Below are 24,131 nucleotides of genomic sequence, written 5' to 3' on the forward strand. Positions count from 1 at the left end.
TGGAGCCTCCGCCGTCAGCTTCCGGCTGACGCGTCCGTCTGCCACACCCCCAGGATGTTGCCCTCGGTGTCTTTGAAGTATGCGTAGTACCCCATTCCGGGCACGGCGTCTTTGCCTTGGACCACGGAACCGCCGGACTGCTCCACGTGAGCCAGCGCGGCGTCGATGTCATCAACGTCGATGGTAAGAATGGGGTTCTTCAGGGTGTCGGTGCGCGAAAACAGCGCTCCGTTGATGACGCCGGACTCCTTGGGTGCCCCTGTCTGTTCGTCTGACTCGGCAGTAAGGGCGATGGTGTAGTCCATCCCCTGCATGGGGCTCAGGTTCCAGCCGAAAGCACTCGCATAGAACGAGTTCGCCCGTTCCCTGTCCTCCGTGGGAATCTCAAAATGCACAACTCCACCCATGGTCCGCGCTCCTTTGACTTTTCAGGATTTGGGGCGCGGCCCACCCGCGCCACATCACGGAGTCTAGCCTCGGAGGACAACGGCCGTAAGGCCCCGTGGAGCGAAATGTCAGCGGGGCGTGGGACCATGAAAACATGACCATTGCAGAAGCCCCGCCGCTCGTCGCGGCCGCGGCGGACGCATCGCTGAGGTGGCATCCGGGTGCCGCTTACCGCCTCGACCAGACCTTGTTTCCGCTCCAGCGCGGCAACGGAGACCCTTCTTTCGCTGCCCACCCCAGCGGCTTCTGGCTTGCCTTCACCACGGCGTCCGGGCCGGTAACTTTGCGGCTCTCGGCCGGGGGTTTGGGCGCGGATTCGTTCGTCGATGCGCAGGCCTGGGGCCCGGGCGCTGAAGCAGCGATCGCCGGCGTCCCCCGGTTGTTGGGTGGCGAGGACGACTGGTCCGCCTTCGACGAACCCGCTTTCCATTCCACCCTTCCGCGGCTGGTGACTGAATCACGACGCCGGAACCTGGCTGTGCGCCTGCCTTCCACCGGGCGGATGGTTGACTCGCTGGTGCCCACCATCCTCGAACAAAAGGTCACCACCTTGGAGGCCCGGCGCGGCTACAGGTATTTGATGTACCGCTACGGAACCAAGGCCCCCGGTTGCGTAGCACCGCAAGGCCTGCTTGTTCCACCCACCGCGCGGCAATGGTTGGCCGTGCCTTCGTGGGAATGGCACAAAGCGGGAGTCGGCCCGCAGCGCTCGGCAACCGTGATGCGGGCGCTGCAGTCCGCCGTCGCACTTGAACGCCTGGCCGGGCTGGACGCGACGGAAGCCGGAGCCAAACTGCAGACGATTCCCGGCATCGGGATCTGGACGGCAGCCGAAGTGGTGCAACGTACCCATGGCTGCCCGGATTCCATCTCCGTAGGGGACTACCACTTGGCCGCCTACGTCGGATATGCGCTGACCGGCCGCAAGACCGATGACGCCGGAATGCTCCAACTCCTCGAGCCGTGGCGGGGTCACAGGCAACGGCTGGTACGCATGCTGTACCTGAGCGGTTTCCGCAAGCCCACCTTCGGCCCGCGGATGACTGTCCAGGACCACCGCGCCCACTGATCCGTCGCTTCGACTGGTACAAAGCCTGATCCAAGCCCCCGCCGCAACAGAGCCGTAAACAGCGCAAGGTGAGCGCGTCCTCCCGGTAGGGTGGGACGCATGAGTGAACCCATCGACCTGAAAGCCACGTTCATCCCCAACGAAGGCGAATTTTTCCGCGTGAAGCTCGCCCTTGAGATCGCGATTGACGAGGTAGTCAACGAGCCCGGCTGCATCCGTTACGAACTGACCGAAGCAACTGAAGAAAAGCTCGTGCTGACTGAGCGCTGGGAGTCCGAGGACCTGCTGGACAAGCACTCCAAGGGAACTGCCGTCCAGGATTTGAACGAGTCACTGAGCGCGCTGTTGGCCGAGCCGATCCAGCTCGAACGCCTCTGACCCCACTTTCGCTGAAATGCATCGAGGTCGCCGGAAATTTCCGGCGACCTCGATGCATTTCCCGCTGTTCGTGAACGTGGGGCCTAGTTTTCCTCGGCCTGGGCGGCGCGCTGCTTGGCAACGTGGGCGTGGACTTCTTCCATGTCCAGGCCCTTCACGGCTTCGATGACCTGCTCCAGCTGCGGACCGTTGAGGGCGCCCGGCTGCGAGAACACCAGGACCTTTTCACGGAAAGCCATCAGTGTGGGGATGGACGTGATTCCGGCTTCGGCGGCGAGCTGCTGCTCAGCTTCGGTATCCACCTTTGCGAAGAAGACGTCGGAGTGCTTGTCCGACGACGCCTTGTAGACGGGCGCGAACTGGCGGCACGGGCCACACCATTCGGCCCAGAAATCCACCAGGACAATGTCATTGCCCTCAATGGTCGATGCGAACTGTTCTCCAGTGATGTCAACTGTAGCCATGCTTCCACGGTACGCGACCCCGCACGCGATGTCCCGTGGAGCCGGCCCCTGTTCGCTTCCCGCGTCACGGGGAATAAACGGGCCTACTTGCCCAGGACGAGCTTCAAGGCAGAGGCGTAAAGCGGTGCCACCTTGTTGTGGCCCGTTTGGTTCAGGTGCACGCCATCCAGGTAATTGGCGTCAGCGCCTGCGATGGTCGCTGTGCCTGCCATGGAGATGCGCGGCCAACCCCGCAGTGCGGCTTCGCGGGTCAGGAGGCCGTCCACCCATCGGCGCTGGAAGTGGCTGCCGTCGTAACGCGACAGCACCCCGTTGACCAGGATGGTGCTGCGCGGGTACTTGCGGCGGAGTTCGTCCCACAGACGGTTTGCCTGGGAGAGGATGGCGGCATCGGAGGCGAAAATCCTGGCGTCGTTACCGCCCAGCGTCACCACCACCAAGCCGGGATTGCCTTGCGGCAACAGGATCCGGTCCCCGATCAAAGCATCCGTCCCGGAGCCGCCCACCAGTGGGCTGCTGGAAACGTAACCCATTCCCCCGATGCTGCGGACCACCTGCCGGGTGTAGCCCCGGGCGCGCGCACCCTGTTCACCCCAGGAATCCAGGTCCAGTTGGGAGTCCCCCAGGAACACCACCGTGGACGCGTCCACGGCTTCGGCCGAATACAGCTCCCCGGTGGCGTCATTCCAGATGGTTTCCAGGTTCTGGAATGCAACGTGGGCACCACGCGCGTCCGTCCATGTGTCCTTTAACGGCCAGCCGAAATCCCCTGGGTTTACCGACCACACCTTGTAGGTTGGGTGGCCGACGATCCGGGCTCCGGTGGCCGGACCCCACACGAGCCAGCCGTTGACGAACTGCTGGACCAGGCCACCGGCGCGGGGAAGCTTGTCAGTCAAGGGCAGTCCGAGGGTCCCTGCCGCTCCGCCCAGGGAAACGTAGCGGTTATGGATGTCCCCATGGGTAGTGGAATGGGCGCCCGTAGCCGCAGACCAGTACACGGTTCCGCCTTGGAACTGTTGGTACACGAACGTGGACTGCCGGTGTTCCTCGCTGACGGGGTATCCCAGTGCCCCGTTCTGGCCTCCGGTGGCAGACCAGTAGTTCCTGATGGCACCGGTGAGGATCTTGGCGCCTGTGCCGGGCGACCACACGATGGTCCCGCGCTGGTACTGCTGCGCGGCGCCCCCGTTGCGGAGTCCGAGGGATTCATCGGAGGTGGGGTAGCCTAGTTCTCCGCGCTCCAGCCCGGACTGCCGCCAGCGCTCACGGATGGCACCCATGGAAGGATGTGCTCCCGTGCCCGGCGCCCACACGATGAAGCCGCGCTCGAACGCTTGGTACACGCCGCCGTCGGGCAGTCCCGTACGTTCTCCCGTGACGGGGTAGCCCAAGTATCCGTTTTCCGAGCCCGTCCTGAGCCAGGCCATGTGGATGGCGCCCGTAGTGTGCTGGGCACCGAGGCTCGGGGAGGATGTGATGGCACCGCGTTCGAACAGTTGCTTGGAACCACCGTTGCGCAACCCGCTGGCGGTGTCCGTGGTGGGGTATCCGTGGTAACCAGCCGGGCCTGCGCTATCCCACCACGCAGTCCTGACGGGTCCGTTGACCACCACGCGCGCACCCGTCCGGGCCGACCAGGCGATGTCTCCCCCGGCGAACCGCTGGATACATCCGGACGCCGTGCACTCCTCGGCGGATGTGGGGCGAAGGAGGACGCTGCGTGCCCAGGAACTGGTGTTGTAAAGGTGGCCGATCGCTCCGCCGACCGCAGGTGTGGCAAGGGGAACCCGGGCGGGCGCCGCCTGCGCCGCGGATGAAACACCGAACAGGCAGGCCAGCACGAAACACACCATTGCCGCGACGGAGGATGCAGCTCCAAATCCGCCTGGCTGAGACCCTGAAAAACGCATACCGCTACCCCATGAAAAACCCTTGCGGGATGTTTTGTCCCTGCTTCCCTGAACGGAAACAGTCAGGCAAGTATCTTCGACGGCGGATTCGACGCGCCACACGACGCGGCCGATGCTGCCACATCGTTATTTTCCGCATCTTGTTTGCCACTAAACAGCTGTTTAACATGTGGAACATGCGTTCAGTCGCAGATGACTTGACCACCCGGGCGCGTATCCGGGACGCAGCGATCGTCCTCTTCGGACGGGACGGATTTTCCCGCGCCACCATCCGCTCGGTGGCCGCCCAGGCAGGAGTCAGCCCGGGCCTGGTCATCCACCACTTCGGCAGCAAAGCCGCCCTCCGGGAAGCCTGCGACCAGCACGTGCTGCGCCAAACGGCGGGGCAGGGCAAGGAAAAAACAGACCCTGATGGCACCCGGCTCCTCATCCAGGACTATTTGGACCATCCGGACCACTACGCCAGCGAAATCACCTACATACGCCGGACGCTGAGCGACGAGTCCAGTGCCGGCGACGCCTTTTTCGATGCAGTCGTCAGCCAAACCGAGGACATCCTCCGTTCCGGAATCCAAGCCGGCACCATCCGCGACGTCGACGATCTCCGGGCTGTCGCCGTCGTCATCGCCTCCAACAGCCTGTCCCTCCTGATGCTGGGCCGCCACGCGTCCCGGGCCCTGGGCGCCCCCGTTAACGGACCGCACGGAATCGGGCCGGAAATGCTCAGGAAACTCACGCTTCCCGCGCTGGACATCTACACCCACGGCCTGTACGCCGATACCCGTTTCCTCGATGCCGCCCGCGAAGTCCTGCAAACCCGCAAACCTGAAGGGAGCATGCCCCGTGAACCACGCAATAGTCGTCCAGGGGTTGCGTAAGAAGTTCGGCCACCACGAAGTCCTCCACGGCCTGGACTTCACGATCGACGCCGGCACGGTGTTCGGAGTCATCGGGCCCAACGGTGCCGGGAAAACCACCACCATGCGCTGCCTGCTGGACATCATCCGCCCCAGCGCAGGCACCATCTCCGTGCTCGGCGAAGACCCGCGCTACGGCGGCCCTGCACTGCGCCGAAGGATCGGCTACCTGCCCGGAGAGCTGCACCTGGAAAACCGGACAACCGGACGCCGGGTGGTGGAACATTTCTCAGCGATCAGTGGCCCCGTGGATCCCCGGCACGTGGACGCACTCGCCGACCGGCTCAACCTGGACCTCGACCGGCAGACCCGCAAATTGTCCAAAGGCAACAAGCAGAAACTGGGCTTGCTCCAGGCGTTCATGCACCGGCCGGAGCTGCTCATCCTGGACTAGCCCACCAGTGGCCTCGACCCGCTGGTCCAGCAGGAGGTCCACGCGATGGTCCGCGAAGCCGTGGGCGAAGGAGCCACGGTCTTCCTGAGCTCCCATGTACTCAGCGAAGTCCAGCAGGCCGCGGACTCGGTGGCGATACTCCGGGACGGCGGCATCGTCACCACCTCCACGGTGGAAGCGTTGCGGGATGCCGCCCTCCGGAAGCTAAAGTTCCGGGTGGCCGGAGCCGAAACGCACGACGTCGGTGCGCTGCTGGCCAGGGTGCCGGGCGTTGCCAATGTGGCAATCCGCGACGTGCCCGGGGATTCGGCCGGAACCTTGGAAGCCACCGCCACCCTGTCCGGCACCGTCCAGCCGCTGGTGCGTGAACTGGCCCGGCTCAACCTGACGGACCTGGTCCTTGATGAGCCGGACCTGGAGGAAGCCGTGCTGACCCTCTACACCGAAGATTCGCCCGCGCCGGCACGGAAGGAAGTGCGCCATGTCTAAGCCGCTGCCGCTTTTCGCCAAGGCCTTGACGGACTCCTGGCGCTCCACCCTCGCGTGGGCCCTGGGACTCGCCGGCGCGATCATGCTGTATCTGCCGCTCTACCCGTCGATCGGCGGCAGCGAGCAGATGCAGCAGATGATCGACGCGCTCCCCGAAGGCATGACCAAAGCGCTCAATTACGACCAGATCGCCTCCGGCCCCGGATACACCCAGGCCACCTTGTTCGGGTTGATCGGATTCCTGCTCATGTCCATGGCGTCCGTAAGTTGGGGTGCGGGGGCCGTGGGCGGCGACGAAGAATCCGGCCTGCTGGAACTGACGCTTGCGCACAGCGTGACCCGCGTCCAAGTGGTGCTCGAACGCGCTGCCGCCCTGGTGGTCCGCGTTGCCGCTCTTTCCATGCTGGTTTTCGTCCTGGTGCTGGTTCTGAACGAACCCGCCAAACTAAATATCGACGTCGGGCACCTCACCGGGGCCGCGGTGCTGTTCGCCGGACTTGCGCTGCTGACCGGCACCACCGCCCTCTGCGTGGGGGCGATGACCGGGCGGAAGGTCTACGGGATTGCCGCGGGGGCGGCCGTTGCCGTCCTCGGGTATGTCTTCAACGCCGTGGGCCGGCAAAGTTCAAACGTCGAATGGCTGCTGAACTTCTCGCCCTACCACTGGGCCTACAGCAACTCGCCGGTGGCCAACGGGGCCGACTGGGGAGTTGCCGCATGGCTGCTGGCCATCTCCGCAGGATTGGTCGCCGTGGGCGCTGCGGCCTTGCAGCGCCGGGATGTGGGGGTCTAGCACCTGCACAAGGACGTCCGGGCACGTGGACGCCGGTTCTAGTGCCAGACGTGCGGAGCGGGCCGACGGGCACCCGGAAGCGCGTTGTTTTCCCGCCATTCGTGGATCCAGTCGGGCAGTTCAACACCTGCCGGTGGCTCTCCGAACTCGGCGATGATTTCTTCCTGGCTGACCGGCTTGCCTTTGGCCACGAAACGGGTGGCAATGTGGGCGCGGGCGTAGATTTCGCCGTTTGCCACCATGCGCTGCTCAAGGTAGATGGCCCGAGAGTCCAAACCGATGATGCGGGTTTCGATGGTGTAGCGCTGCCAGAGCTGCAGGGATTTCCGAAAGGAAATGGTCTCGCCTGACACCACCGGGCTCCATCCCTTCCTGCGCATCTTGCGCCACGTTCCGCTGCGGACCATGAGATCGAACCTGCCGAGGTCCATCAACGAGAAGTACATGCCGTTGTTGACATGCAAGGCGATGTCGATGTCGGTGGGCAGGACACGCATGGGCAGCGAGGACGTACCCCAAACAGAGAGCGGGGACCGTTTGGCGGACGTGAAGAGCAGCATGATGGTGCGGAGAAGCAGGTGCATGGGTCCATGTTACCCATGAGTAACTTGCCGTGTGGCGGTCGACCGCATGATGGACGCCCGCCCGCCGCCGGCTTTATGTCCATCGATTGCACATACGTTTACCGCCGGTTTACCGAAAGCATGCAGAATAACGACAAACCCTGTGACCATTCAGCAATTCGAGGAGACCCTATTGAACGACCAAACCAGAACCGCCGGCGAACTTTGGCCGCATCTGGACGCGCACCAGGAGGTTGCCCTCCGCGATGCCAGGGGAAACCGCATTGAAGGAACCATTGACGGCATGACCGATGATCGCAGCACTTTGTGGATCCAGCTTAAGGGCGGGCTGGGGCGGCAACTGATTCACCACTTGGACGGCTACTGGCTGGAGACCACCGCAGCCTGATGGAGTTCATTCCGGGCGGAACTGCCCATGCTGACTAGTATTCCCGTATGACACAAGCGCGATACCGGGACCTCGTCGAGTGGCCCCTCATGGCCACGGCACTGATCTTCCTCACCGCCTACGCCTGGCAGGTCATCGGTCGCGTCAATGGTGCTGCGGCCCTCCCCTTCGAGGTAATCCTGTGGATCACCTGGGGCATCTTCGCGCTTGACTACGTCGTGAACCTCTGGCTGGCCGAAGACCGAGTGCGATGGTTCCTGTGGAACCTCCACGAACTCCTGATCGTGGTGCTCCCCTTCTTCAGGCCCCTCCGGCTGCTGCGGCTGGTAACCCTCCTGTCCGTCCTGCAGCGCACCGTTGGTGAAACCCTCCGCGGCCGGGTGGCCACCTATGTTGCCGGCGCGGCGGCCATGCTCATCCTCGTCGGCGCGCTCGCCGTGCTGGACGTAGAGCAGAACGCCCCTGACGCCAAGATCCTGTCCTTCGGCGACGCCGCGTGGTGGGCTGTCACCACCATCACCACCGTTGGCTACGGAGACCTCTACCCGGTGACTCCCATCGGCAGGATCGTGGCCGCAGCTCTCATGATGAGTGGCATCGCCGTCCTCGGTATTGTGACGGCGTCCATCGCTTCGTGGCTCGTTCAGCGGATTGAGGAGAACGCCGAGGACGTCGCAGCCGCCGCCGGAGAGAAAGCAGCCGCTGCCGAGGAACCTGTCCGCGCTGAGGTGGCTGACCTGGTGACCGAAATCGCCGCCCTGCGGCTTGAGATCGCGGAACTCCGGAAGATCTCGGAGAGCCGCTGAGCGGGGTGGCCCGCGTAGTCGCCACTTAGGCCCCGACGGAACCCCTGGTGCAACGAAAAATCCCCGGAACCAGTGGTTCCGGGGATTTCCCGTTTGGGTGGCAGATGAGGGATTCGAACCCCCGTAGGCAGTGCCAGCTGATTTACAGTCAGCCCCCTTTGGCCGCTCGGGTAATCTGCCGAACTTCGAAAGAAGATCACTTCCGGAAGACCGTTTCTTTTCGATCCGGTAACCGAAGGCAGAGACAACCTTACAGAACTTCCGGCCAAGAATCTAATCGGGAACCAACAGGCCGGATTCCCTTGGTTTATCAGGCTTCCCCGAGGATCCGTCCGGCGAGTTTGGCTTCGAACCGGGCCGCCTGTTCGGCCGTAATCTGGTTCAGTTCCACCGCCTTCTGCAAGTCCGCGCGGACGCCGTCCATACGGGCCGTAGCATCCGGTACGGGGCTCAGGACGATCGAGGCTGCAACGGCCGCCGCTGCAACGGCACTGGCTGCTGCAACTGCTGCAGTTCCGATGGAACCGGCCGCAGCCGAAGCGGACTTGCTGACGTAGTGGACGGCCTTGCTGTTCATGCTTACCTCCGGGTGGCTTAACCAACAGGTACAACTCTTGGGCAGCTTGCTCGGTTCCCACCGGGCGTGTGCTGTGAGCGAACTGTGAAAGGGTTTCCCGGCTCCAACATCCCGCATACGTACTAGGCTTATTGGCAGGCAAACCGCCCTTACCGGGCCCCCAACCTAAGGAGAGTCATGGCAGGCGAATCAACATTCGACGTCGTCAGCAAGGTGGACAAGCAGGAGGTCGCCAACGCGCTCAACCAGTCCCAGAAGGAAATCGCGCAGCGGTACGACTTCAAGGGCGTCGGCGCGGAGATCGATTTCAGCGGCGAGAAGATCCTCATGAAGGCCAACTCCGAAGACCGCGTCATGGCCGTCCTGGACGTCTTCCAGTCCAAGCTCATCAAGCGCGGCATCTCACTCAAGTCCCTTGAGCAGGGCGAGCCTTACCCGTCGGGCAAGGAATTCCGCCTTGAATGCACCATCAAGGAAGGCATCGCGCAGGACATCGCCAAGAAGATCAACAAGATCATCCGCGACGAAGCGCCCAAGTCCGTCAAGTCCCAGATCCAGGGCGACGAACTCCGCGTGACCTCCAAGTCCCGTGATGACCTGCAGGCGACGATGGCGATCCTCAAGAACTTCGAGGAAGCCGACCTGCAGTTCGTGAACTTCCGCAGCTAGTACTTCTGCAGCTCACGCAGTAAACACGGAAAGCCGGGGCAAGGAACCCCGGTTTTCCCTGTTTAAAGCTGCCCAGTGGCCTTAAGGCTGCGCAGCGTCTACGGCCAACCCGGAAGGCAACTCAGCCCAGCGGCCGCCCGGCCATTCGCTCCAGCCGTGCAATCCGCTCAGCCATGGGCGGATGCGTGGAGAACATACGCCGCATTCCTCCGCCCCGGAAAGGGTTGGCGATCATGAGGTGCGAGGCGTTCACCAAGCGCTGGTCCTGGGGCAGCGGCAATTGCGTCACCCCGGATTCGATCTTGCGCAGCGCCGAAGCGAGCGCCAGGGGGTCTCCGGTCAGCTCGGCACCGTCCTCGTCGGCGTCGTATTCCCGGGTCCGCGAAATGGCCATCTGGATCAGGGATGCTGCGAAGGGCGCCAGCAACGCCATGGCGATCGTCGCAATCGGGTTCGCGTTGCGGCGGTCTCCACCGCCAAAGAACAGCAGCATCTGGCCCACGGACGTAATCACGCCCGCCACGGCGGCGGCCACCGAGGATGTGAGGATGTCCCGGTTGTAGACGTGCATGAGCTCATGGCCCAGGACGCCCCTCAGCTCCCGGGCATCCAGCATGCGGAGGATGCCCTCGGTGCAGCACACCGCGGCATTCTTGGGATTGCGGCCCGTTGCGAACGCGTTGGGTGTCATGGTCGGCGAAACAAAGATCCGTGGCATGGGCTGGTTGGCCCGCACGGAGAGTTCCCGCACGATCTGGTAAAGCTGCGGCGCCTGGGCTTCGGTGACGGGGTAGGCGGCCATGGACCTGATGGCGATCTTGTCGCTGTTCCAGTAGCCGTAGGCCGTGGTGGCCACGCCGACCAGTGCCATGATCCAGATGGGCGCCGAACTGCGGGTGCCAGCGCCGATGAGGGCGCCCAAAGCCAAGAGCACAGCCCACAGGACACCAAAGAGTGCTGCGGTTTTGAGTCCATTGTTGTGTTTGTGCACGGTTGTTCTTTCGCTTTCGTCGCCCGTTTGTTGATGTTCTGTAGTGATAAACGCCGACGCCGGTTGGCATGTTCCGTACGGCCCGCACCAACCGCCGTGCTGCTCGCGCTACGGTAGCGGGTGCTTGGCGTCGTAGGCCACAAAGCCGGGTTGCAGCCGGGCAGCACCCCACGCAAGGACCATGCACAGGACGCCGCCAATGAGCAGCACTCCCCCTTCGCCGAGGAACCGGGTGACGCCGCCGGCCAGCATGTCGCCCACGCGGGGACCGCCGGCAACCACCACAATGAAGACGCCCTGCAGCCTTCCGCGGAGGTGGTCCGGTGTGGCTGCTTGGAGGATGGTGGTCCGGAAGACGGCGCTGACGGAGTCCGAGATCCCTGCGAGCGCACAGCAGGCCGCAGCCGGGATCAGCCACAGCGTTACTCCATCGCGTCCGGAATCCCCGGCCAACAGGACCACTCCGCCGAATGCTGCAATGGAGGCGCCCCAACCCACCACGGACGCCACCACTGCGATGCCCTGGCGGCGGACCCTGCCAAGCGGCCCGGAAAACAGCCCTGCCAGGAACGCACCGACTGCCGTAGCTGCAAGCAGGACGCCCACGGTGGTTTCGCCGCCGCCGATCATGACCGCTCCGATGGCGGGCATCAACGCCCGCGGTTGGGCACAGATCATGGCGATGAGGTCGATGATGAACGTCATCCGGACGTTGGGCCGGGTACCCAGGAACCGGAAGCCTTCCACCACCGAGCGGAGCCCGGGGCGCAAGGCTTCCTTGGACGGCGGCAGGGGCGGAAGTTTGAAGAGCCCCCACAAAGCGAAGGTGAAACTGACAACGTCAATGGTGTACGTCCACCCGAAGCCGATGGTTGCCACCAGGACACCTGCCAACAGCGGGCCCGCGGTCATGGACAACCCGAAGGTGAGCATGTTCAAGGCGTTTGCGGCCGGGAGCAGGTCCTTCCGGACCAGGAGGGGAATAATGGCGCTGCGGGCCGGGCCGTTGATCCCCTGCGCACCGCTTTGCACGGCCACCAGGGCGTAGAGCAGCCAGATGTTGCCGATTTCCAACCATGCCTGCGCGGCCAGACCGGCGGTGGTCAACCACAACACCAGGGATGCCGCGAGGGCCACTTTGCGGCGGTCGTAGGCGTCGGACACCGAGCCTCCATACAGCCCGGCAATGACCAGCGGCACCAGTGCGAAGATTCCCAGCAGACCCACGTAGAAGCTTTCCTGGGTGAGGCGGTAGACCTCCAGACTGACGGCCACCAGCGTGAGTTGGGTGCCGATGGCAGCCACTGATGCTCCCAGCCACAGCCGCCGGAAAGCCGGGCTCTCTTTCAGGGGAGTGATGTCTGCCAGGAGTTTTGCCACGGTGTAACCCTAACCAGTCACGCAGACAGTACCGGAACACGGCATCTCGCATGGCGTCTCCCCTGGGGACGAGGCGCTTGGTAGGCTCACCCGGGGGAAGGAGTCCACCATGGTGCTATCACGGCAGTTGCTGTTCCGCTCCGGTATTTGGGAACTGGCCCGGCCACGGCACCCGTTGACTGCCGGACATATCCTGATCCGCTTGTCCGACCCCTCCACGGAATTCAACGAGTCCTCGGCGGCCGACTGGCTCCACTGCCATAACCTCGCCCGTGCTGCGCTGCAAGACGTCCTGGGCGCCGGCAGGTGTGCCGTGATGTTTGCCCACCGTTGGCATCCGCTCGGTTCCGCGGTGGGAGAACCGGTTGCGGAGTCCTCGACGCCGACGTTCCATCTGTTTGCGCGCTGGGAGGCTGAAACCACGACGCCGGGACGCCAGCTGTCGCTGCCCTCCCACCGACGCGTGGCCGAACCGGAGCACGCGTTGGAAGCCGTGGATATGGAATTGCGGCAATCCATCAGGTTCTTTGCGTCGGGTCCCTTGTCTGATGCCCATCAAGCATCCGGCGCCCGCCCTGCCCCGCGCCCAAGCGGCCCGTCTTCGCGGGAGCCGGGTTCCGGCGTCGTACGCGATCCAAAGGAGGGCCCGCGGCTGGTGTCCTTGGACGCAGCCCAACCGCACTGCGTGATCGAACCGCCCGGCAGCGCCCGGGAGATTGCCGAAATGCAACCCGCCGACATGGTGGCCATCGCCGCAACTTTGGGCGCCTTGCCGCTGCCCGGCGGAGTGAGCGGCTTCAGTTGCGTTGCGGTGGAAGCCGCCAGCGATGAAGGCTCCGTCCGGATTCATGCGGTTGGGCGTTCGGGCGCCGAAACGGAGAGCCCCCTCCCGGCTTTGTTCACGTTCCCGGAAGTTAACCTCGCCTTATTGTGAACTTCTCAAAATAAATGCTTCAATGGATGCATGATCGATCACACAGCCGACCAGGACGCATGGGCAGCCGCCCTGCGTTCCCATGGACGGCGCGTGACCAAACAGCGGCTGGCAGTATTGGCCGCGGTCCAGCATCATCCGCACTCCCCGGCAGAGGGTATTCTCGCTGCCGCCCGTGAGGAGCTACCGGAACTGACGGCGCAGTCGGTTTACGTGGTGCTCAGCGATCTCACGGACTTGCAGATGCTGCGGCGTTTCGAACCCCCGCACTCCCCGGCGCTGTACGAAACCAGGGTGGGCGACAATCACCATCACGCCGTCTGTATCAGCTGCGGCAAGGTGGAGGACGTGGATTGCGCCGTGGGACACGCACCGTGCCTCACTCCGCATTGGGACGAACACACCAAGCCCATGACCATCCAGATCGCAGATGTCCTGTACCAGGGGATCTGCCAGGACTGCCAAGCCAAACAACAGCTTCCCGTACTACCAGTAACCAAGAAATAGGAGAACGATGACTGCCATTTCCACAACACAGTCTGGTGCCCCCGTTACCTCTGACGCGCACTCCAAGTCCGTCGGCGCAGACGGTGCCATCATCCTGACCGACCACTACCTGGTGGAAAAGCTCGCACAGTTCAACCGCGAGCGCGTCCCGGAGCGTGTTGTCCACGCCAAGGGCGGCGGCGCATTCGGTACGTTCAAGACCACGTCGGACGTTTCCAAGTACACCAAGGCAACCTTCCTCCAGCCGGGCGCCGAGACGGACATGCTGATCCGTTTCTCCTCCGTTGCCGGCGAAAACGGTTCTCCTGACACCTGGCGCGATCCCCGCGGTTTCGCCGTGAAGTTCTACACCTCCGAGGGCAACTACGACCTCGTCGGCAACAACACCCCGGTGTTCTTCATCCGCGACGGCATCAAGTTCCCGGACTTCATCCACTCCCAGAAGCGCCTTCCGGGCAGCCACCTCCGTGACGCTGACATGCAGTGGGACTTCTGGACCCTCTCCCCCGAGTCCGCCCACCAGGTCACCTGGCTCATGGGTGACCGCGGTCTTCCGGCTTCCTGGCGTGAAATGCAGGGCTACGGCTCGCACACCTACCAGTGGATCAACGCTGCAGGCGAGCGCTTCTGGGTGAAGTACCACTTCAAGTCCAACCAGGGCGTCAACTCCATCACGGGCGAGCAGGCCGAGGCACTGGCCGGTTCGGATGCAGACTTCTACATCCGCGACCTCTACGAGAACATCGAAGCCGGCAACTTCCCGTCCTGGGAACTGCACGTCCAGGTCATGCCTTACGAGGACGCCAAGACCTACCGCTTCAACCCGTTCGACCTCACCAAGGTGTGGCCGCACGCAGACTACCCGCTGATCCACGTGGGCACCATGGAGCTGAACAAGAACCCGGAGAACTACTTCGCGCAGATCGAGCAGGCCACCTTCGCGCCGTCGAACTTCGTACCGGGCATTGCTGCCTCCCCGGACAAGATGCTGCAGGCCCGCATCTTCTCCTACGCTGACGCTCACCGCTACCGCGTTGGCACCAACCACGCACAGATCCCGGTAAACCAGCCCAAGAGCCCGGTTCACAACTACAGCCAGGACGGCCAGGGACGTTACCTCTTCAACGCCCCGACCACCCCGGTGTACGCACCGAACACCGTGGGCGGCCCGGCTGCCGTTGAGCCGGCTTCCCCCGCAGGTGGCTGGGAGAACGACGGCGAGCTCACCCTCTCCGCCCACTCCCTGCACGCTGAGGACGACGACTTCGGCCAGGCAGGCACCCTGTACCGCGAGGTGTACGACGAGGCTGCCAAGGCACGCTTCCTGGACACCATCACCGGTGCAGTCGGCGGCGTGAAGAGCGCCGACATCAAGGAACGCGCCATCCAGTACTGGACCAACGTTGACGCCGACCTCGGCGCCAAGCTGCGCGCCAACCTCGGCGCAGGCCAGGGCGCATCCGACGCAGAAGCAGCCAACAAGCTCTAAGCGTTTCCGGTTTTACCCGGATCACCCCGTCGCGGATCTTCCGCGGCGGGGTGATTTTCTTTTCCACATAGCATCTTCCGGTTGTGGCTGCCTGTGCAGCGCCGTCCATAGGATCCTTATATGAGCACATTCCAAGGGATCCCCACGGCCGCTTTCCGCTTCTACGAAGAACTTGAAGAGAACAACAACCGTGAGTGGTGGCTGGAGCACAAAAGCGCGTACGACGCCGGCGTGCGGGAGCCGCTGACAGCCCTCCTTGCGGAGTTGGAACCGGAGTTCGGGTCGGCGAAGGTCTTCCGGCCCAACCGCGACGTCCGTTTTTCGCAGGACAAGTCGCCCTACAAGACGGCTCAGGGCGGGTTTGCAGCTCGCCATGAACGCGTTGGCTATTACGTCCAGGTCAGCGCGGACGGGTTTCGCGTCAGCGGCGGGTTCTTTGCGCACAGTCCGGCGCAATTGGCCCGCTACCGTGCAGCGGTGGACGCGCCAGCCAGCGGCAGTGAACTGGAGCGGATCGTCGATGCCCTTGCCGCCGCGGGGTTCTCCATCGAGGGCGAAACACTCAAGACGGTTCCCCGGGGTTTCGATAAGAACCACCCGCGGGCGGAACTGCTGAAACACAAATCGTTGTCTGCAGCCCTCGATCTTGGCCAGCCGGTGTGGCTGTCCACACCGGCAGCCGTGCAGGAGATCACTGCCCGGTGGCGGGACTTGCAGCCGCTGGTGGAATGGATGGGCGAGCACGCGGCGCCGTAACGGTGGAGAAATGTGGATCGTTGTCGGGAAACAGGCATGCGCCCGGAACCATACAGATTCCGGGCGCATGTGTGAGCGCCATCGAGGTCGCGCTGGGCCGCGTGGGGGGCATTTGCCTCCCCACCGAGGGCTAAACCTTGGTGAAGGTGTCCTCATCGCCGGGCTTGTTAGCGATCGAGGCTTTGGCTGCGGCGAACTTCTCATTGAGGCGGGAGTGGCGCTGCCCGTAAGAGAAGTAGATGATGATGCCCACCACGAGCCAGATCGCGAAGAAGAGCCAGGTTTCCACGGCCAGGTTGGTCATCAGGTAGAGGCAGAGGATTGCCGAGACCCATGGCAGGACCTTGCCGAACGGCACCCGGAACGAGGGCTTCAGGTCCGGGCGCTTCTTGCGGAGCACCAGGATGCCAAGGCTCACCATGACGAACGCGGAGAGCGTTCCGATGTTGATCATCTCTTCGAGGAGGTCAACCTTGGTCACGCCGGCCACCACGGCCACTGCAGCACCGCAGATGATCTGCAAGCGGGCAGGGGTAGCGTGCTTGTCGCTGGTCTTCGACAGTGCCCGCGGAAGCAGGCCGTCGCGGCTCATGGCCAGCACAACACGGGCCAGGCCCATGAGCAGGACCATGATCACCGTGGTGAGGCCGATCAGCGAGCCGAAGGCGATCACCTTGGCGGCGTCCGTGTTGCCCACAGCTTCGAAGGCGGTGGTCAACGTCGGGTTCTTCACTTCCGCCAGCTGGGTGTAGGACACCATGCCGGTCAGTGCCAGCGACACCAGGATGTAAAGCAGCGTCACCAGCGCCAAGCCACCGAAGATACCACGGGGCAGGGTCTTCTGCGGGTTCCTGACCTCTTCGGCGGAGGTGGCCACCACATCGAAGCCGATGAAAGCGAAGAACACCAGGGCTGCGCCGGCGAACACGCCCAGCGTGCCGTACTGGGCCGGTGCAGCGCCGGTCAGGAAGCCGAAGAAGGACTGCTTCATGACGTCGGCCACGCCGGAACCGCCGGTCGGTTCGGAGGCCGGGACAAACGGGGTGTAGTTGGAGAACTTCACGTAGGTGAAGCCCACAACGATCACGAACAGAACCACGCCGATCTTGATGAGCGTGAAAATGTTGCCGACGCGTGCGGACAGCTTTGTCCCCAGCACCAGCAGCACGGTGAAGATCGCGACGATCAGGAAGGCGCCCCAGTAGAGTTCCACCCCACCCAGCGGGATGGAGGGCGGGAGTTCCACGCCCATGAGCCCGAACACGGTGCTGAGGTAGATGCCCCAATACTTGGCGATCACTGCCGCCGCCGTGAACAGTTCAAGGATGAGGTTCCAGCCGATAATCCAGGCAAGGACCTCGCCCATGGTGGCGTAGGTGAAGACGTAGGCGGAGCCGGCCACCGGGATTGCCGTGGCGAATTCCGCGTAGCACATGATGGCGAGGGCGCAGGTGATGGCTGCGACAACGAAGGAGATGGTGACGGCGGGTCCGGCGAAGTTCGCTGCGGCCTTCGCACCGACGGAGAAGATGCCGGCGCCAACAGCGACAGCAACACCCATGATCATCAGGTCCCAGGTGCTGAGGCTGCGCTTAAGCTTGCGACCGGGTTCGTCAGCGTCGGCAATCGACTGCTCGACGGGCTTGGTCCTGAAAATGTTCATAAAGATGCCACATTCTGGATGGGGGTGGTATAGGACCTATCAAGGATAGGGTCCGGCCAATGGACGGCCATATTTGTCCCAAATAATGAGACGCCGCCTACACCACTGGGGCAGGTGTTGCTGCAGTTACCCGGAACGTGGCCTCCACCACACCGTGCCTCGTTAGCTGTCAGACACCCGCACATCCCAGTCCATGATCGTGGATCGGATCAGAAACCTCTTTCCCTCCGGCGCTTCCACCGAGAAGCCGCTCCCCCGGCCGGTCACGACGTCCACCGTGAGGTGGGTGTGTGACCAATAGTTGAACTGCTCCTTGGACATCCAGAACTCAAGGGGCTGCTCATCGTCTCCCGGCCAGATGTGGAACCTGCCCAAGAGAATGTCCGAGTCACCGGTCAGGAAATCACCGGCCGGGTAGCACATGGGTGCCGAACCGTCGCAGCAACCGCCGGACTGGTGGAACATGAGGGGTCCGTGCTGCTCCCACAGTTTCCGCAAAAGCGCTACGGACTCTTCCGTGAGCGACACCCGCGAGAACTCCTCTCCCGGAATCGTGCTCGATGCTTCCACGCTGGCCATTGAACCTCCTGGTGATGCCACGTAGTCACGGCAGATGCCCCGAAGGAAACGTCCTTGGGGGCACCTGCCGCGCTTGGTTGTCTAGAAGAAGCCGAGCTTGTTCTCGTTGTAGCTGACCAGCAGGTTCTTGGTCTGCTGGTAGTGGTCGAGCATCATGGCATGGTTCTCACGGCCGATGCCGGATGACTTGTACCCGCCGAAGGCCGCGCCGGCCGGGTAGGCATGGTAGTTGTTCACCCACACTCGGCCGGCCTGGATTTCCCGCCCGGCCCGGTAGGCGACGTTGCCGTTGCGCGACCACACCCCGGCACCGAGGCCGTAGAGGGTGTCGTTGGCAATGCCGATCGCATCGTTGTAGTCGCTGAACTTGGTCACGGACACCACGGGACCGAAGATCTCCTCTTGGAAAATCCGCATCCGGTTGTGTCCTTCGAAGATGGTGGGCTGGACGTAGTAGCCGCCGGCCAGGTCCCCGGAGAGCTCGGCCCGGGCGCCGCCGGTGAGGACCTTGGCCCCTTCCTGCTTTCCAATGTCGATGTAGGAGAGGATCTTCTCCAACTGGTCGTTGGAAGCCTGCGCGCCGACTTGCGTGTCGGTGTCCAGCGGGTTGCCCTGGATGATCTTGTTGGTGCGGGCGATGACGTCGGCCAGGAAAGTGTCGTAGATGCCTTCCTGCACCAGGGCGCGGGAGGGGCAGGTGCACACTTCGCCCTGGTTGAAAGCGAAGAGCGTGAAGCCTTCCTGGGCCTTGTCATAGAACGCATCGTTCTGCGCAGCGACGTCGTCGAAGAAAATGTTCGGGCTCTTCCCGCCAAGTTCCAGCGTGACGGGGATGAGGTTGTTGGAGGCGTACTGGCTGATCAACCGGCCCGTAGTGGTCTCACCGGTAAACGCGATCTTCCGGATCCTGGAGCTGGACGCAAGCGGCTTGCCCGCCTCCACGCCGAAGCCGTTGACCACATTCACCACGCCCGCGGGCAGCAGGTCACCGATGAGTTCGATCAGGACCAGGATGGAACTCGGCGTCTGCTCGGCGGGCTTGAGCACCACGGCGTTGCCGGCAGCCAGCGCGGGAGCGAGCTTCCACACGGCCATGAGGATGGGGAAGTTCCAGGGGATGATCTGTCCCACGACACCCAGCGGCTCATGGAAGTGGTAGGCGGTGGTGTCGTCATCGAGCTGGGACAGGTGGCCTTCCTGGGCGCGGATGGCGGAGGCGAAGTAGCGGAAGTGGTCGGCCGCCAGGGGGATGTCCGCATTCAGGGTCTCGCGGATGGGCTTGCCGTTGTCCCAGGTTTCCGCGACGGCCAGAAGCTCGACGTTCTCGTCAATGCGGTCCGCGATCTTGTTCAGGATGGCTGCGCGCTCTGCGGCTGAGGTCTTGCCCCAGGACGGTGCCGCCTTATGCGCGGCATCCAATGCCAGCTCGATGTCCTCGGCCGTACCCCGCGCAACCTCGCAGAAAGCCTTGCCCGTCACCGGAGTGATGTTCTCGAAGTAGCCACCCTTGACCGGGGCAACCCATTCCCCGCCAATCCAGTTCTCGTACCGGTCCTTGAAGGTAACCTTCGAACCTTCGGCACCTGGCTGTGCATAAACAGTCATTGCTAGCTCCTTTGCTGCGAATCACGGTGGCTGTTGCCATTGGTCCGAGCCTAGGAGCGGGAAGGTTGCAGCAACGTTGCAACTATGTGGTCCAGGTCACGCGCCCAGTTCATCCTCAAGCCGCTCAAGGTCTGCCACGATCGCAGCCCGCTTGGGCGAGCGCGGCGGCAGGAGCCTCAGGATCGCAAGGCGGAGGTCGGCGTCGTACTTTGCCTCCGGCAACGCGGCGTACTTCAGGAGCGAATCCACACTGCCGTCGGTAAGCAGCGCCTCGCGCAGCAAGTGCGAAACGCGCTCACGCAACGGCACGACGCCGGGAGCCTCCGAACGCGGAAGAACGGCACCTTTGTAAATTTCCAGGGCGATGCGGTGTGCGCCGCGTTGCAGGCAGCTCAGGACCTGGTCCGAATCAGGCAGCAGCTCAACGGGAAGCCGGTACGGACGGGATTCGGGAACAGCTTCAGGGCTCAGTTCCTGCACCACCTTGCGCAACCGGACCATCTCCGCGCGCAGCGTCACGGCCGATCCCTGGCCCGGGTAGAGGCGTGCGCACAACTCGTCGGCGCTCAGCCCTTCCGGGTGGTTTCCGAGGATCGCCAGGATTTCGCTGTGCCGCGCCGACAGCGTGACGCTCCTGCCACCGAGACTCAATAACGCCTGGTCCCTGCCCAGCAGTTGCAGGCTGTTGCGGTACAGCGTGTTCCTGTCCTTGACCCCTCCGCCGGTGACCGCAGCACCCGGGGGTGAGCTCCGGCGTCGTGGTTTTTCGAAAGCCGCAGCGGCGAGTTGGAGACGTTCGATCCGCAACTGCGCCTGGGCTGCGGCAACGGTGGCCTCCACCAGCGAGAGCGTGTGGGGAGCAACAGCCGCCTCGGTGCCGGTGATGTCGACGACCCCCAGCAGGGCGCCGGAATCGGGATCGTGGAACGGGACAGCGGTGCAGCTCCACGGATGCACGGAACGCTTGAAGTGCTCAGCCCCGGAAATCTGGATGCTGCGGTCAAGGGCCAGTGCGGTCCCCGGGGCGCTGGTCCCCACCGAAGCCTCGGACCAGTCCGAACCGGCAACGAACATCATGCCCTCCGCGCGCCGCTGCATCACGGGGTCGCCGTCCACCCACAGGAGGCGGCCGACCTCGTCTCCCACCGCGACCAGCAAACCGCTCTCGTGGCTTGGCTGGATGAGGAGCTTGCGGATCACCGGCATGATGGTGGCGAGCGGGTGCTGGCGCCTATAATCCTCCAACTCGTCACTGTCCATGGCAAGCGGAGCCTCGGCCGCATCCGGGTTCGCTTTCAACTGGGCAGAACGCTGCCACGACTCCCGGACCAGCCTGCGAAGCCCCGGGACATGGTCGGCGCCGAGCGCCAACCCGTCCAAGTGCTCGTGACCGCTCAAGGCACGGCGCTGCAGCAGTTGGGCGGCATCCGAGCCCGGAAGCGGCGGCTGGATCGGGTTCCTCATTGAACTCCTGGCGGCAGGACAAACAGCACAAACAGCGGACGGTACGCGCCAGTCTAGTGTGGCGTCCCTGCTTTGGGTACCGCCGGGAAGCCCGGGCGGGGCATGAGCTCCGGCATGGGAGACCCGGCTTTGCCGCGGCAGGTACAGCTCAGCCGCGGGAAGTACAGCTCAGCCGCGGGAGATCCGAATCATTTCCTCGCGCGGAACAACCTTGATGCGCTCACGGACAATTCCGTCGCCCGCGCCTTCCCCGTCCTTGGCACCGTCCGCGGTCCAGGCGGCGCCAAGGGAGGCCTCATGGGCGTCGAGCCGGTTCCAGCCGTCCCATGTGGTGTACTCGATGCCGCGTTCTTCGAGGAGATCGATGATTGCCTGCGGATCGGGGTTCTCCGCCGGCGGGAGGTTGAGCCGGTCCTCCAGGAGGCAGCCGATGGTCTCCAGGGCGTCGCCCTTGGTGTGCCCGATCAGGCCTACCGGCCCGCGCTTGATCCAGCCCGTGGCGTAGATTCCCGGGACGGGCTTGCCGTCGGCATCAAGGACGCGGCCGCCGTCGTTCGGAATGACGCCGCGGCGGGCGTCGTACGGCAGCTCATCCAGCGGCGAACCGTGATACCCGATGGCCCGGTACACCGCCTGGACCGTGTACTCGAGGAACTCCCCGGTGCCCTTGGCATTGCCGGTACCGTCCAGTTCCATGCGTTCGAACTTGATGGCGGCTACCTTGCCGGGGGTCTCCGGGGAATCGAGGATCTCCACCGGGCTGTGCAGGAAGTGCAAGTGGAGGCGGCGGGAAGAGGGCTCCTCGGATTCCGCGTGCTCCTCCACCAACCAGTTGGTCAGCGTGTTGACCATGGTCTTGATCTGGTTGTTGGTCCGGATGGCCTGGTCGGAAGCTTCATCGAACTCGAAGTCCTCGGGATACAGGACGATGTCCACATCCTTGCAATGGGAGAGCTCACGCAACTCCAAGGGGGTGAACTTCACCTGCGCAGGACCACGACGACCGAACACGTGGACGTCCGTCACCGGCGAGGCCTTGAGGCCCTGGTACACGTTGTCCGGAATCTCCGTCACCAGCAGTTCCTCGGGATGCTTGGCCAGCATCCGCGCCACGTCCAAGGCCACGTTGCCGTTGCCGATCACGGCAATCTCCTTGGCCTCGAGCGGCCATTCGCGGGGTACGTCCGGGTGGCCGTCGTACCAGGACACAAAGTCCGCTCCCCCGAAGGAACCCTCCAGATCGATGCCCGGGATGTTCAGGTCCGCGTCCTTGATGGCTCCCGTGGAGAAGATCACCGCGTCGTAGAAAGCCCGGAAGTCGTGGAGGGTCAGGTCCTTGCCGTACGTCACGTTGCCCAGGAAGCGGATGTCGCCGCGGTCCAACACCTTGTGCAGGGCGTTCACGATCCCCTTGATGCGGGGGTGGTCAGGTGCAACGCCGTACCGGATCAATCCATAGGGAGCGGGGTAGGCCTCAAAAAGATCGATGCTGACCTCGACGTGGCCGTCTTTGACCTCGTTGGACTTGGTCAGGATGTCCGCGGCGTACACACCTGCCGGACCTGCGCCGACGATCGCAACGCGAAGCGGACGATTGGGGATGGTTGCGGCTGAGTCAGACACCGTTTGCCCTTCCGAAGCAGTAAGCCACGCCATTGTTGGGACGCAGGTTTCCAATTCTAGATACCGACCTTACCCGCGCCCGCCCATATGGCAGGAGTCACAGGATTTCCTCAATTCGCTGTCTATATTGCGGAATATTGCAGACGGCAGGGATGTTGGGCACATTGTGTCCACACCCGAGCAGATCTCCGCAGCCTCCACCGCTTCAACCCAGCCCACGACGACGGCACCCGGGGGCGGCACCGGCGGTTCCGGCGGTAGCAGCGGCGGCGGTTCTTTGGTTAAGCCGGTTCGGAGCGAAACCACCACGGGTGTGTTGTTCGGCATCGGCGCGTACGGCTTGTGGGGCCTGCTCCCCCTCTACTTCTTTGTGCTGCAGCCCGCGGGAGCCATCGAGATCGTGGCCAACCGGGTGGTATGGTCCCTGGTTTTCTGCGCGCTTCTGATCACCATCACCCGGGCCTGGCGGGTCTTCGGCTCGGCGATGAAGGACCGCACCATCATGGGACCCCTGGCCCTGGCAGCCGCCCTCATTGCCATCAACTGGCTCACCTACACTTTCGGCGTCACTACCGGCCACGCCGTGGAGACGTCGCTCGGATACTTCATCAACCCGCTGGTTTCCGTGCTGCTGGGCGTCTTCGTGTTGAAGGAAAAGCTGCGTCCGCTCCAGTGGGCCGCAGTGGGCATCGGCTTCGTTGCTGTGGGTGTGCTGACTTTCTCCTATGGCCAACTGCCGTGGATTGCGCTCCTGCTGGCTTTCAGCTTCGGCCTGTACGGCTTCGTAAAGAAGAGGGTCGGACCACGGGTGGACGCCCTGACCAGCCTTTCAGTCGAAACAGTGGTATTGGCACCGTTCGCGGCCATCACCATGGTGGTCCTTGGGGCCACGGGGATGGCAACGCTCACCACCGAAGGACCCGCACACTTCTGGCTCATTCTCGCTTCGGGCATCATCACTGCTGTACCGCTGCTGTTCTTTGGCGCCTCAGCACGCCGCCTGCCCATGACCACCATCGGCCTGCTGCAGTACTTTGCCCCGGTTCTGCAGTTCATCGTGGCACTGACGGTGTTCAACGAAGCCATGACCACGGCCCGGTGGATCGGCTTCTGCGTGGTCTGGCTGGCCCTGATCCTGCTGACCATCGACATGCTCCGGACCTCCCGGAAGAACTCGGCGCTGCGGAAAAAGGCCCGGCTCGCGGAGGTGTAGCGGAGGGTTGCGCCGGGTTCGCTGCAAACCTGCTGCGTC

Annotated in this window: 24 protein-coding genes, 1 tRNA gene and 1 pseudogene; 13 read left to right on the forward strand and 13 right to left on the reverse strand. The window is 63.7% G+C overall.

The window, feature by feature from the left end; genetic code table 11:
- Positions 1-14 precede the first annotated feature (14 nt).
- Positions 15-407: a VOC family protein gene (locus OCL88_RS01180; protein WP_062097571.1), complete on the reverse strand. Its 393-nt coding sequence runs from the start codon at positions 405-407 to the stop codon at positions 15-17.
- A gap of 134 nt (positions 408-541) precedes the next feature.
- Between OCL88_RS01180 and OCL88_RS01185 the strand changes: the two genes are divergently transcribed.
- Positions 542-1,516, forward strand: coding sequence for a DNA-3-methyladenine glycosylase family protein (locus OCL88_RS01185; protein ID WP_264961315.1), 975 nt, complete (start codon positions 542-544; stop codon positions 1,514-1,516).
- Between the two features lie 99 nt (positions 1,517-1,615).
- The gene (locus tag OCL88_RS01190) at positions 1,616-1,894 is read left to right on the forward strand and encodes a putative quinol monooxygenase (RefSeq protein WP_062097575.1); all 279 of its coding nucleotides are present in this window, start codon (positions 1,616-1,618) and stop codon (positions 1,892-1,894) included.
- Positions 1,895-1,977: 83 nt separating this feature from the next.
- On the opposite strand, the gene OCL88_RS01195 is transcribed toward OCL88_RS01190, so the two are convergent.
- The gene (locus tag OCL88_RS01195; RefSeq protein WP_021472329.1) at positions 1,978-2,358 is read right to left on the reverse strand and encodes a thioredoxin family protein; all 381 of its coding nucleotides are present in this window, start codon (positions 2,356-2,358) and stop codon (positions 1,978-1,980) included.
- An 83-nt stretch (positions 2,359-2,441) separates the two neighbouring features.
- Positions 2,442-4,214, reverse strand: a complete 1,773-nt coding sequence (locus OCL88_RS01200) for a GDSL-type esterase/lipase family protein (protein ID WP_062097580.1) — start codon at positions 4,212-4,214, stop codon at positions 2,442-2,444.
- 233 nt (positions 4,215-4,447) lie between these two features.
- Between OCL88_RS01200 and OCL88_RS01205 the strand changes: the two genes are divergently transcribed.
- From OCL88_RS01205 to OCL88_RS01215, 3 genes and pseudogenes are all read left to right on the forward strand, one after another.
- Entirely contained in the window at positions 4,448-5,149 is a 702-nt protein-coding gene (locus OCL88_RS01205) for a TetR/AcrR family transcriptional regulator (RefSeq protein ID WP_128397061.1), read from the forward strand.
- A pseudogene (locus tag OCL88_RS01210) lies at positions 5,115-6,071 on the forward strand (ABC transporter ATP-binding protein). The gene OCL88_RS01205 and the pseudogene OCL88_RS01210 overlap by 35 nt, the downstream one beginning before the upstream one ends.
- Entirely contained in the window at positions 6,064-6,864 is an 801-nt protein-coding gene (locus tag OCL88_RS01215; protein WP_062097583.1) for an ABC transporter permease subunit, read from the forward strand. The pseudogene OCL88_RS01210 and the gene OCL88_RS01215 overlap by 8 nt, the downstream one beginning before the upstream one ends.
- 38 nt (positions 6,865-6,902) lie before the next feature.
- Here the strand turns inward: OCL88_RS01215 and OCL88_RS01220 are convergent, their stop codons facing one another.
- Complete coding sequence (locus OCL88_RS01220; protein ID WP_264961316.1) at positions 6,903-7,448, reverse strand: acyl-CoA thioesterase; 546 nt, start codon at positions 7,446-7,448, stop codon at positions 6,903-6,905.
- 172 nt (positions 7,449-7,620) lie between these two features.
- Here OCL88_RS01220 and OCL88_RS01225 point away from each other — a divergent pair, with 172 nt between their 5' ends.
- The gene (locus tag OCL88_RS01225; RefSeq protein WP_021472323.1) at positions 7,621-7,836 is read left to right on the forward strand and encodes a hypothetical protein; all 216 of its coding nucleotides are present in this window, start codon (positions 7,621-7,623) and stop codon (positions 7,834-7,836) included.
- A gap of 47 nt (positions 7,837-7,883) precedes the next feature.
- The gene (locus tag OCL88_RS01230; protein WP_062097587.1) at positions 7,884-8,642 is read left to right on the forward strand and encodes a potassium channel family protein; all 759 of its coding nucleotides are present in this window, start codon (positions 7,884-7,886) and stop codon (positions 8,640-8,642) included.
- Positions 8,643-8,740: 98 nt separating this feature from the next.
- On the opposite strand, the gene OCL88_RS01235 is transcribed toward OCL88_RS01230, so the two are convergent.
- Both OCL88_RS01235 and OCL88_RS01240 read right to left on the reverse strand, forming a co-directional pair.
- Positions 8,741-8,822 (reverse strand) — tRNA-Tyr (locus tag OCL88_RS01235).
- Between the two features lie 130 nt (positions 8,823-8,952).
- Positions 8,953-9,219, reverse strand: coding sequence for a hypothetical protein (locus tag OCL88_RS01240; protein WP_021472321.1), 267 nt, complete (start codon positions 9,217-9,219; stop codon positions 8,953-8,955).
- Positions 9,220-9,396: 177 nt separating this feature from the next.
- On the opposite strand from OCL88_RS01240, the gene OCL88_RS01245 reads away from it, so the two are divergent.
- Complete coding sequence (locus OCL88_RS01245) at positions 9,397-9,888, forward strand: YajQ family cyclic di-GMP-binding protein (protein ID WP_021472320.1); 492 nt, start codon at positions 9,397-9,399, stop codon at positions 9,886-9,888.
- Between the two features lie 121 nt (positions 9,889-10,009).
- On the opposite strand, the gene htpX is transcribed toward OCL88_RS01245, so the two are convergent.
- Both htpX and OCL88_RS01255 read right to left on the reverse strand, forming a co-directional pair.
- On the reverse strand, positions 10,010-10,879 hold the full coding sequence (gene htpX / locus OCL88_RS01250) for a zinc metalloprotease HtpX (protein ID WP_021472319.1): 870 nt from the start codon (positions 10,877-10,879) through the stop codon (positions 10,010-10,012).
- A gap of 108 nt (positions 10,880-10,987) precedes the next feature.
- On the reverse strand, positions 10,988-12,259 hold the full coding sequence (locus OCL88_RS01255) for an MFS transporter (protein WP_264961317.1): 1,272 nt from the start codon (positions 12,257-12,259) through the stop codon (positions 10,988-10,990).
- Between the two features lie 109 nt (positions 12,260-12,368).
- Between OCL88_RS01255 and OCL88_RS01260 the strand changes: the two genes are divergently transcribed.
- The 4 genes from OCL88_RS01260 (at position 12,369) to OCL88_RS01275 (ending at position 15,945) form a co-directional block, all read left to right on the forward strand.
- Complete coding sequence (locus OCL88_RS01260; RefSeq protein WP_264961318.1) at positions 12,369-13,193, forward strand: hypothetical protein; 825 nt, start codon at positions 12,369-12,371, stop codon at positions 13,191-13,193.
- Positions 13,194-13,223: 30 nt separating this feature from the next.
- The gene (locus tag OCL88_RS01265; protein ID WP_021472316.1) at positions 13,224-13,700 is read left to right on the forward strand and encodes a Fur family transcriptional regulator; all 477 of its coding nucleotides are present in this window, start codon (positions 13,224-13,226) and stop codon (positions 13,698-13,700) included.
- Positions 13,701-13,707: 7 nt separating this feature from the next.
- Positions 13,708-15,189, forward strand: a complete 1,482-nt coding sequence (locus OCL88_RS01270) for a catalase (protein ID WP_264961319.1) — start codon at positions 13,708-13,710, stop codon at positions 15,187-15,189.
- Positions 15,190-15,309: 120 nt separating this feature from the next.
- Positions 15,310-15,945 (forward strand): DUF2461 domain-containing protein, encoded by a 636-nt coding sequence (locus OCL88_RS01275; protein WP_264961320.1) that lies wholly within the window; start codon positions 15,310-15,312, stop codon positions 15,943-15,945.
- A gap of 130 nt (positions 15,946-16,075) precedes the next feature.
- Here the strand turns inward: OCL88_RS01275 and OCL88_RS01280 are convergent, their stop codons facing one another.
- From OCL88_RS01280 to OCL88_RS01300, 5 genes are all read right to left on the reverse strand, one after another.
- Entirely contained in the window at positions 16,076-17,608 is a 1,533-nt protein-coding gene (locus tag OCL88_RS01280) for an APC family permease (RefSeq protein ID WP_264961321.1), read from the reverse strand.
- Between the two features lie 162 nt (positions 17,609-17,770).
- A complete protein-coding gene (locus tag OCL88_RS01285) occupies positions 17,771-18,187 on the reverse strand; it encodes a DUF779 domain-containing protein (RefSeq protein ID WP_062097599.1) in 417 nt (138 codons plus the stop codon).
- An 81-nt stretch (positions 18,188-18,268) separates the two neighbouring features.
- Positions 18,269-19,792, reverse strand: a complete 1,524-nt coding sequence (locus OCL88_RS01290) for an aldehyde dehydrogenase family protein (RefSeq protein WP_264961322.1) — start codon at positions 19,790-19,792, stop codon at positions 18,269-18,271.
- 96 nt (positions 19,793-19,888) lie between these two features.
- A complete protein-coding gene (locus OCL88_RS01295) occupies positions 19,889-21,256 on the reverse strand; it encodes a GAF domain-containing protein (protein WP_264961323.1) in 1,368 nt (455 codons plus the stop codon).
- 168 nt (positions 21,257-21,424) lie between these two features.
- Entirely contained in the window at positions 21,425-22,912 is a 1,488-nt protein-coding gene (locus OCL88_RS01300; RefSeq protein ID WP_410868203.1) for an FAD-dependent oxidoreductase, read from the reverse strand.
- A 94-nt stretch (positions 22,913-23,006) separates the two neighbouring features.
- Here OCL88_RS01300 and rarD point away from each other — a divergent pair, with 94 nt between their 5' ends.
- Positions 23,007-24,092 carry an EamA family transporter RarD gene (gene rarD, locus OCL88_RS01305; protein ID WP_264961325.1) on the forward strand — a complete coding sequence of 362 codons (1,086 nt, stop codon included), beginning with the start codon at positions 23,007-23,009 and terminating at the stop codon, positions 24,090-24,092.
- Positions 24,093-24,131 lie beyond the last annotated feature (39 nt).

The organism is Paenarthrobacter sp. PAE-2, assembly GCF_026013155.1.
Classification (GTDB): domain Bacteria; phylum Actinomycetota; class Actinomycetes; order Actinomycetales; family Micrococcaceae; genus Arthrobacter; species Arthrobacter ureafaciens.

Coding starts and splice junctions, on each gene's coding strand:
- OCL88_RS01275 (WP_264961320.1), top strand. CDS start 15,310: ATGAGCACATTCCAAGGGATCCCCACGGCCGCTTTCCGCTTCTACGAA.
- OCL88_RS01205 (WP_128397061.1), top strand. CDS start 4,448: ATGCGTTCAGTCGCAGATGACTTGACCACCCGGGCGCGTATCCGGGAC.
- OCL88_RS01185 (WP_264961315.1), top strand. CDS start 542: ATGACCATTGCAGAAGCCCCGCCGCTCGTCGCGGCCGCGGCGGACGCA.
- OCL88_RS01190 (WP_062097575.1), top strand. CDS start 1,616: ATGAGTGAACCCATCGACCTGAAAGCCACGTTCATCCCCAACGAAGGC.
- OCL88_RS01180 (WP_062097571.1), bottom strand. CDS start 407: ATGGGTGGAGTTGTGCATTTTGAGATTCCCACGGAGGACAGGGAACGG.
- OCL88_RS01285 (WP_062097599.1), bottom strand. CDS start 18,187: ATGGCCAGCGTGGAAGCATCGAGCACGATTCCGGGAGAGGAGTTCTCG.
- OCL88_RS01270 (WP_264961319.1), top strand. CDS start 13,708: ATGACTGCCATTTCCACAACACAGTCTGGTGCCCCCGTTACCTCTGAC.
- OCL88_RS01280 (WP_264961321.1), bottom strand. CDS start 17,608: ATGAACATTTTCAGGACCAAGCCCGTCGAGCAGTCGATTGCCGACGCT.
- OCL88_RS01245 (WP_021472320.1), top strand. CDS start 9,397: ATGGCAGGCGAATCAACATTCGACGTCGTCAGCAAGGTGGACAAGCAG.
- OCL88_RS01240 (WP_021472321.1), bottom strand. CDS start 9,219: ATGAACAGCAAGGCCGTCCACTACGTCAGCAAGTCCGCTTCGGCTGCG.
- OCL88_RS01295 (WP_264961323.1), bottom strand. CDS start 21,256: ATGAGGAACCCGATCCAGCCGCCGCTTCCGGGCTCGGATGCCGCCCAA.
- OCL88_RS01200 (WP_062097580.1), bottom strand. CDS start 4,214: ATGGTGTGTTTCGTGCTGGCCTGCCTGTTCGGTGTTTCATCCGCGGCG.
- OCL88_RS01290 (WP_264961322.1), bottom strand. CDS start 19,792: ATGACTGTTTATGCACAGCCAGGTGCCGAAGGTTCGAAGGTTACCTTC.
- OCL88_RS01260 (WP_264961318.1), top strand. CDS start 12,369: ATGGTGCTATCACGGCAGTTGCTGTTCCGCTCCGGTATTTGGGAACTG.
- OCL88_RS01195 (WP_021472329.1), bottom strand. CDS start 2,358: ATGGCTACAGTTGACATCACTGGAGAACAGTTCGCATCGACCATTGAG.
- OCL88_RS01265 (WP_021472316.1), top strand. CDS start 13,224: ATGATCGATCACACAGCCGACCAGGACGCATGGGCAGCCGCCCTGCGT.
- OCL88_RS01220 (WP_264961316.1), bottom strand. CDS start 7,448: ATGCACCTGCTTCTCCGCACCATCATGCTGCTCTTCACGTCCGCCAAA.
- OCL88_RS01300 (WP_410868203.1), bottom strand. CDS start 22,912: ATGGCGTGGCTTACTGCTTCGGAAGGGCAAACGGTGTCTGACTCAGCC.
- OCL88_RS01230 (WP_062097587.1), top strand. CDS start 7,884: ATGACACAAGCGCGATACCGGGACCTCGTCGAGTGGCCCCTCATGGCC.
- OCL88_RS01215 (WP_062097583.1), top strand. CDS start 6,064: ATGTCTAAGCCGCTGCCGCTTTTCGCCAAGGCCTTGACGGACTCCTGG.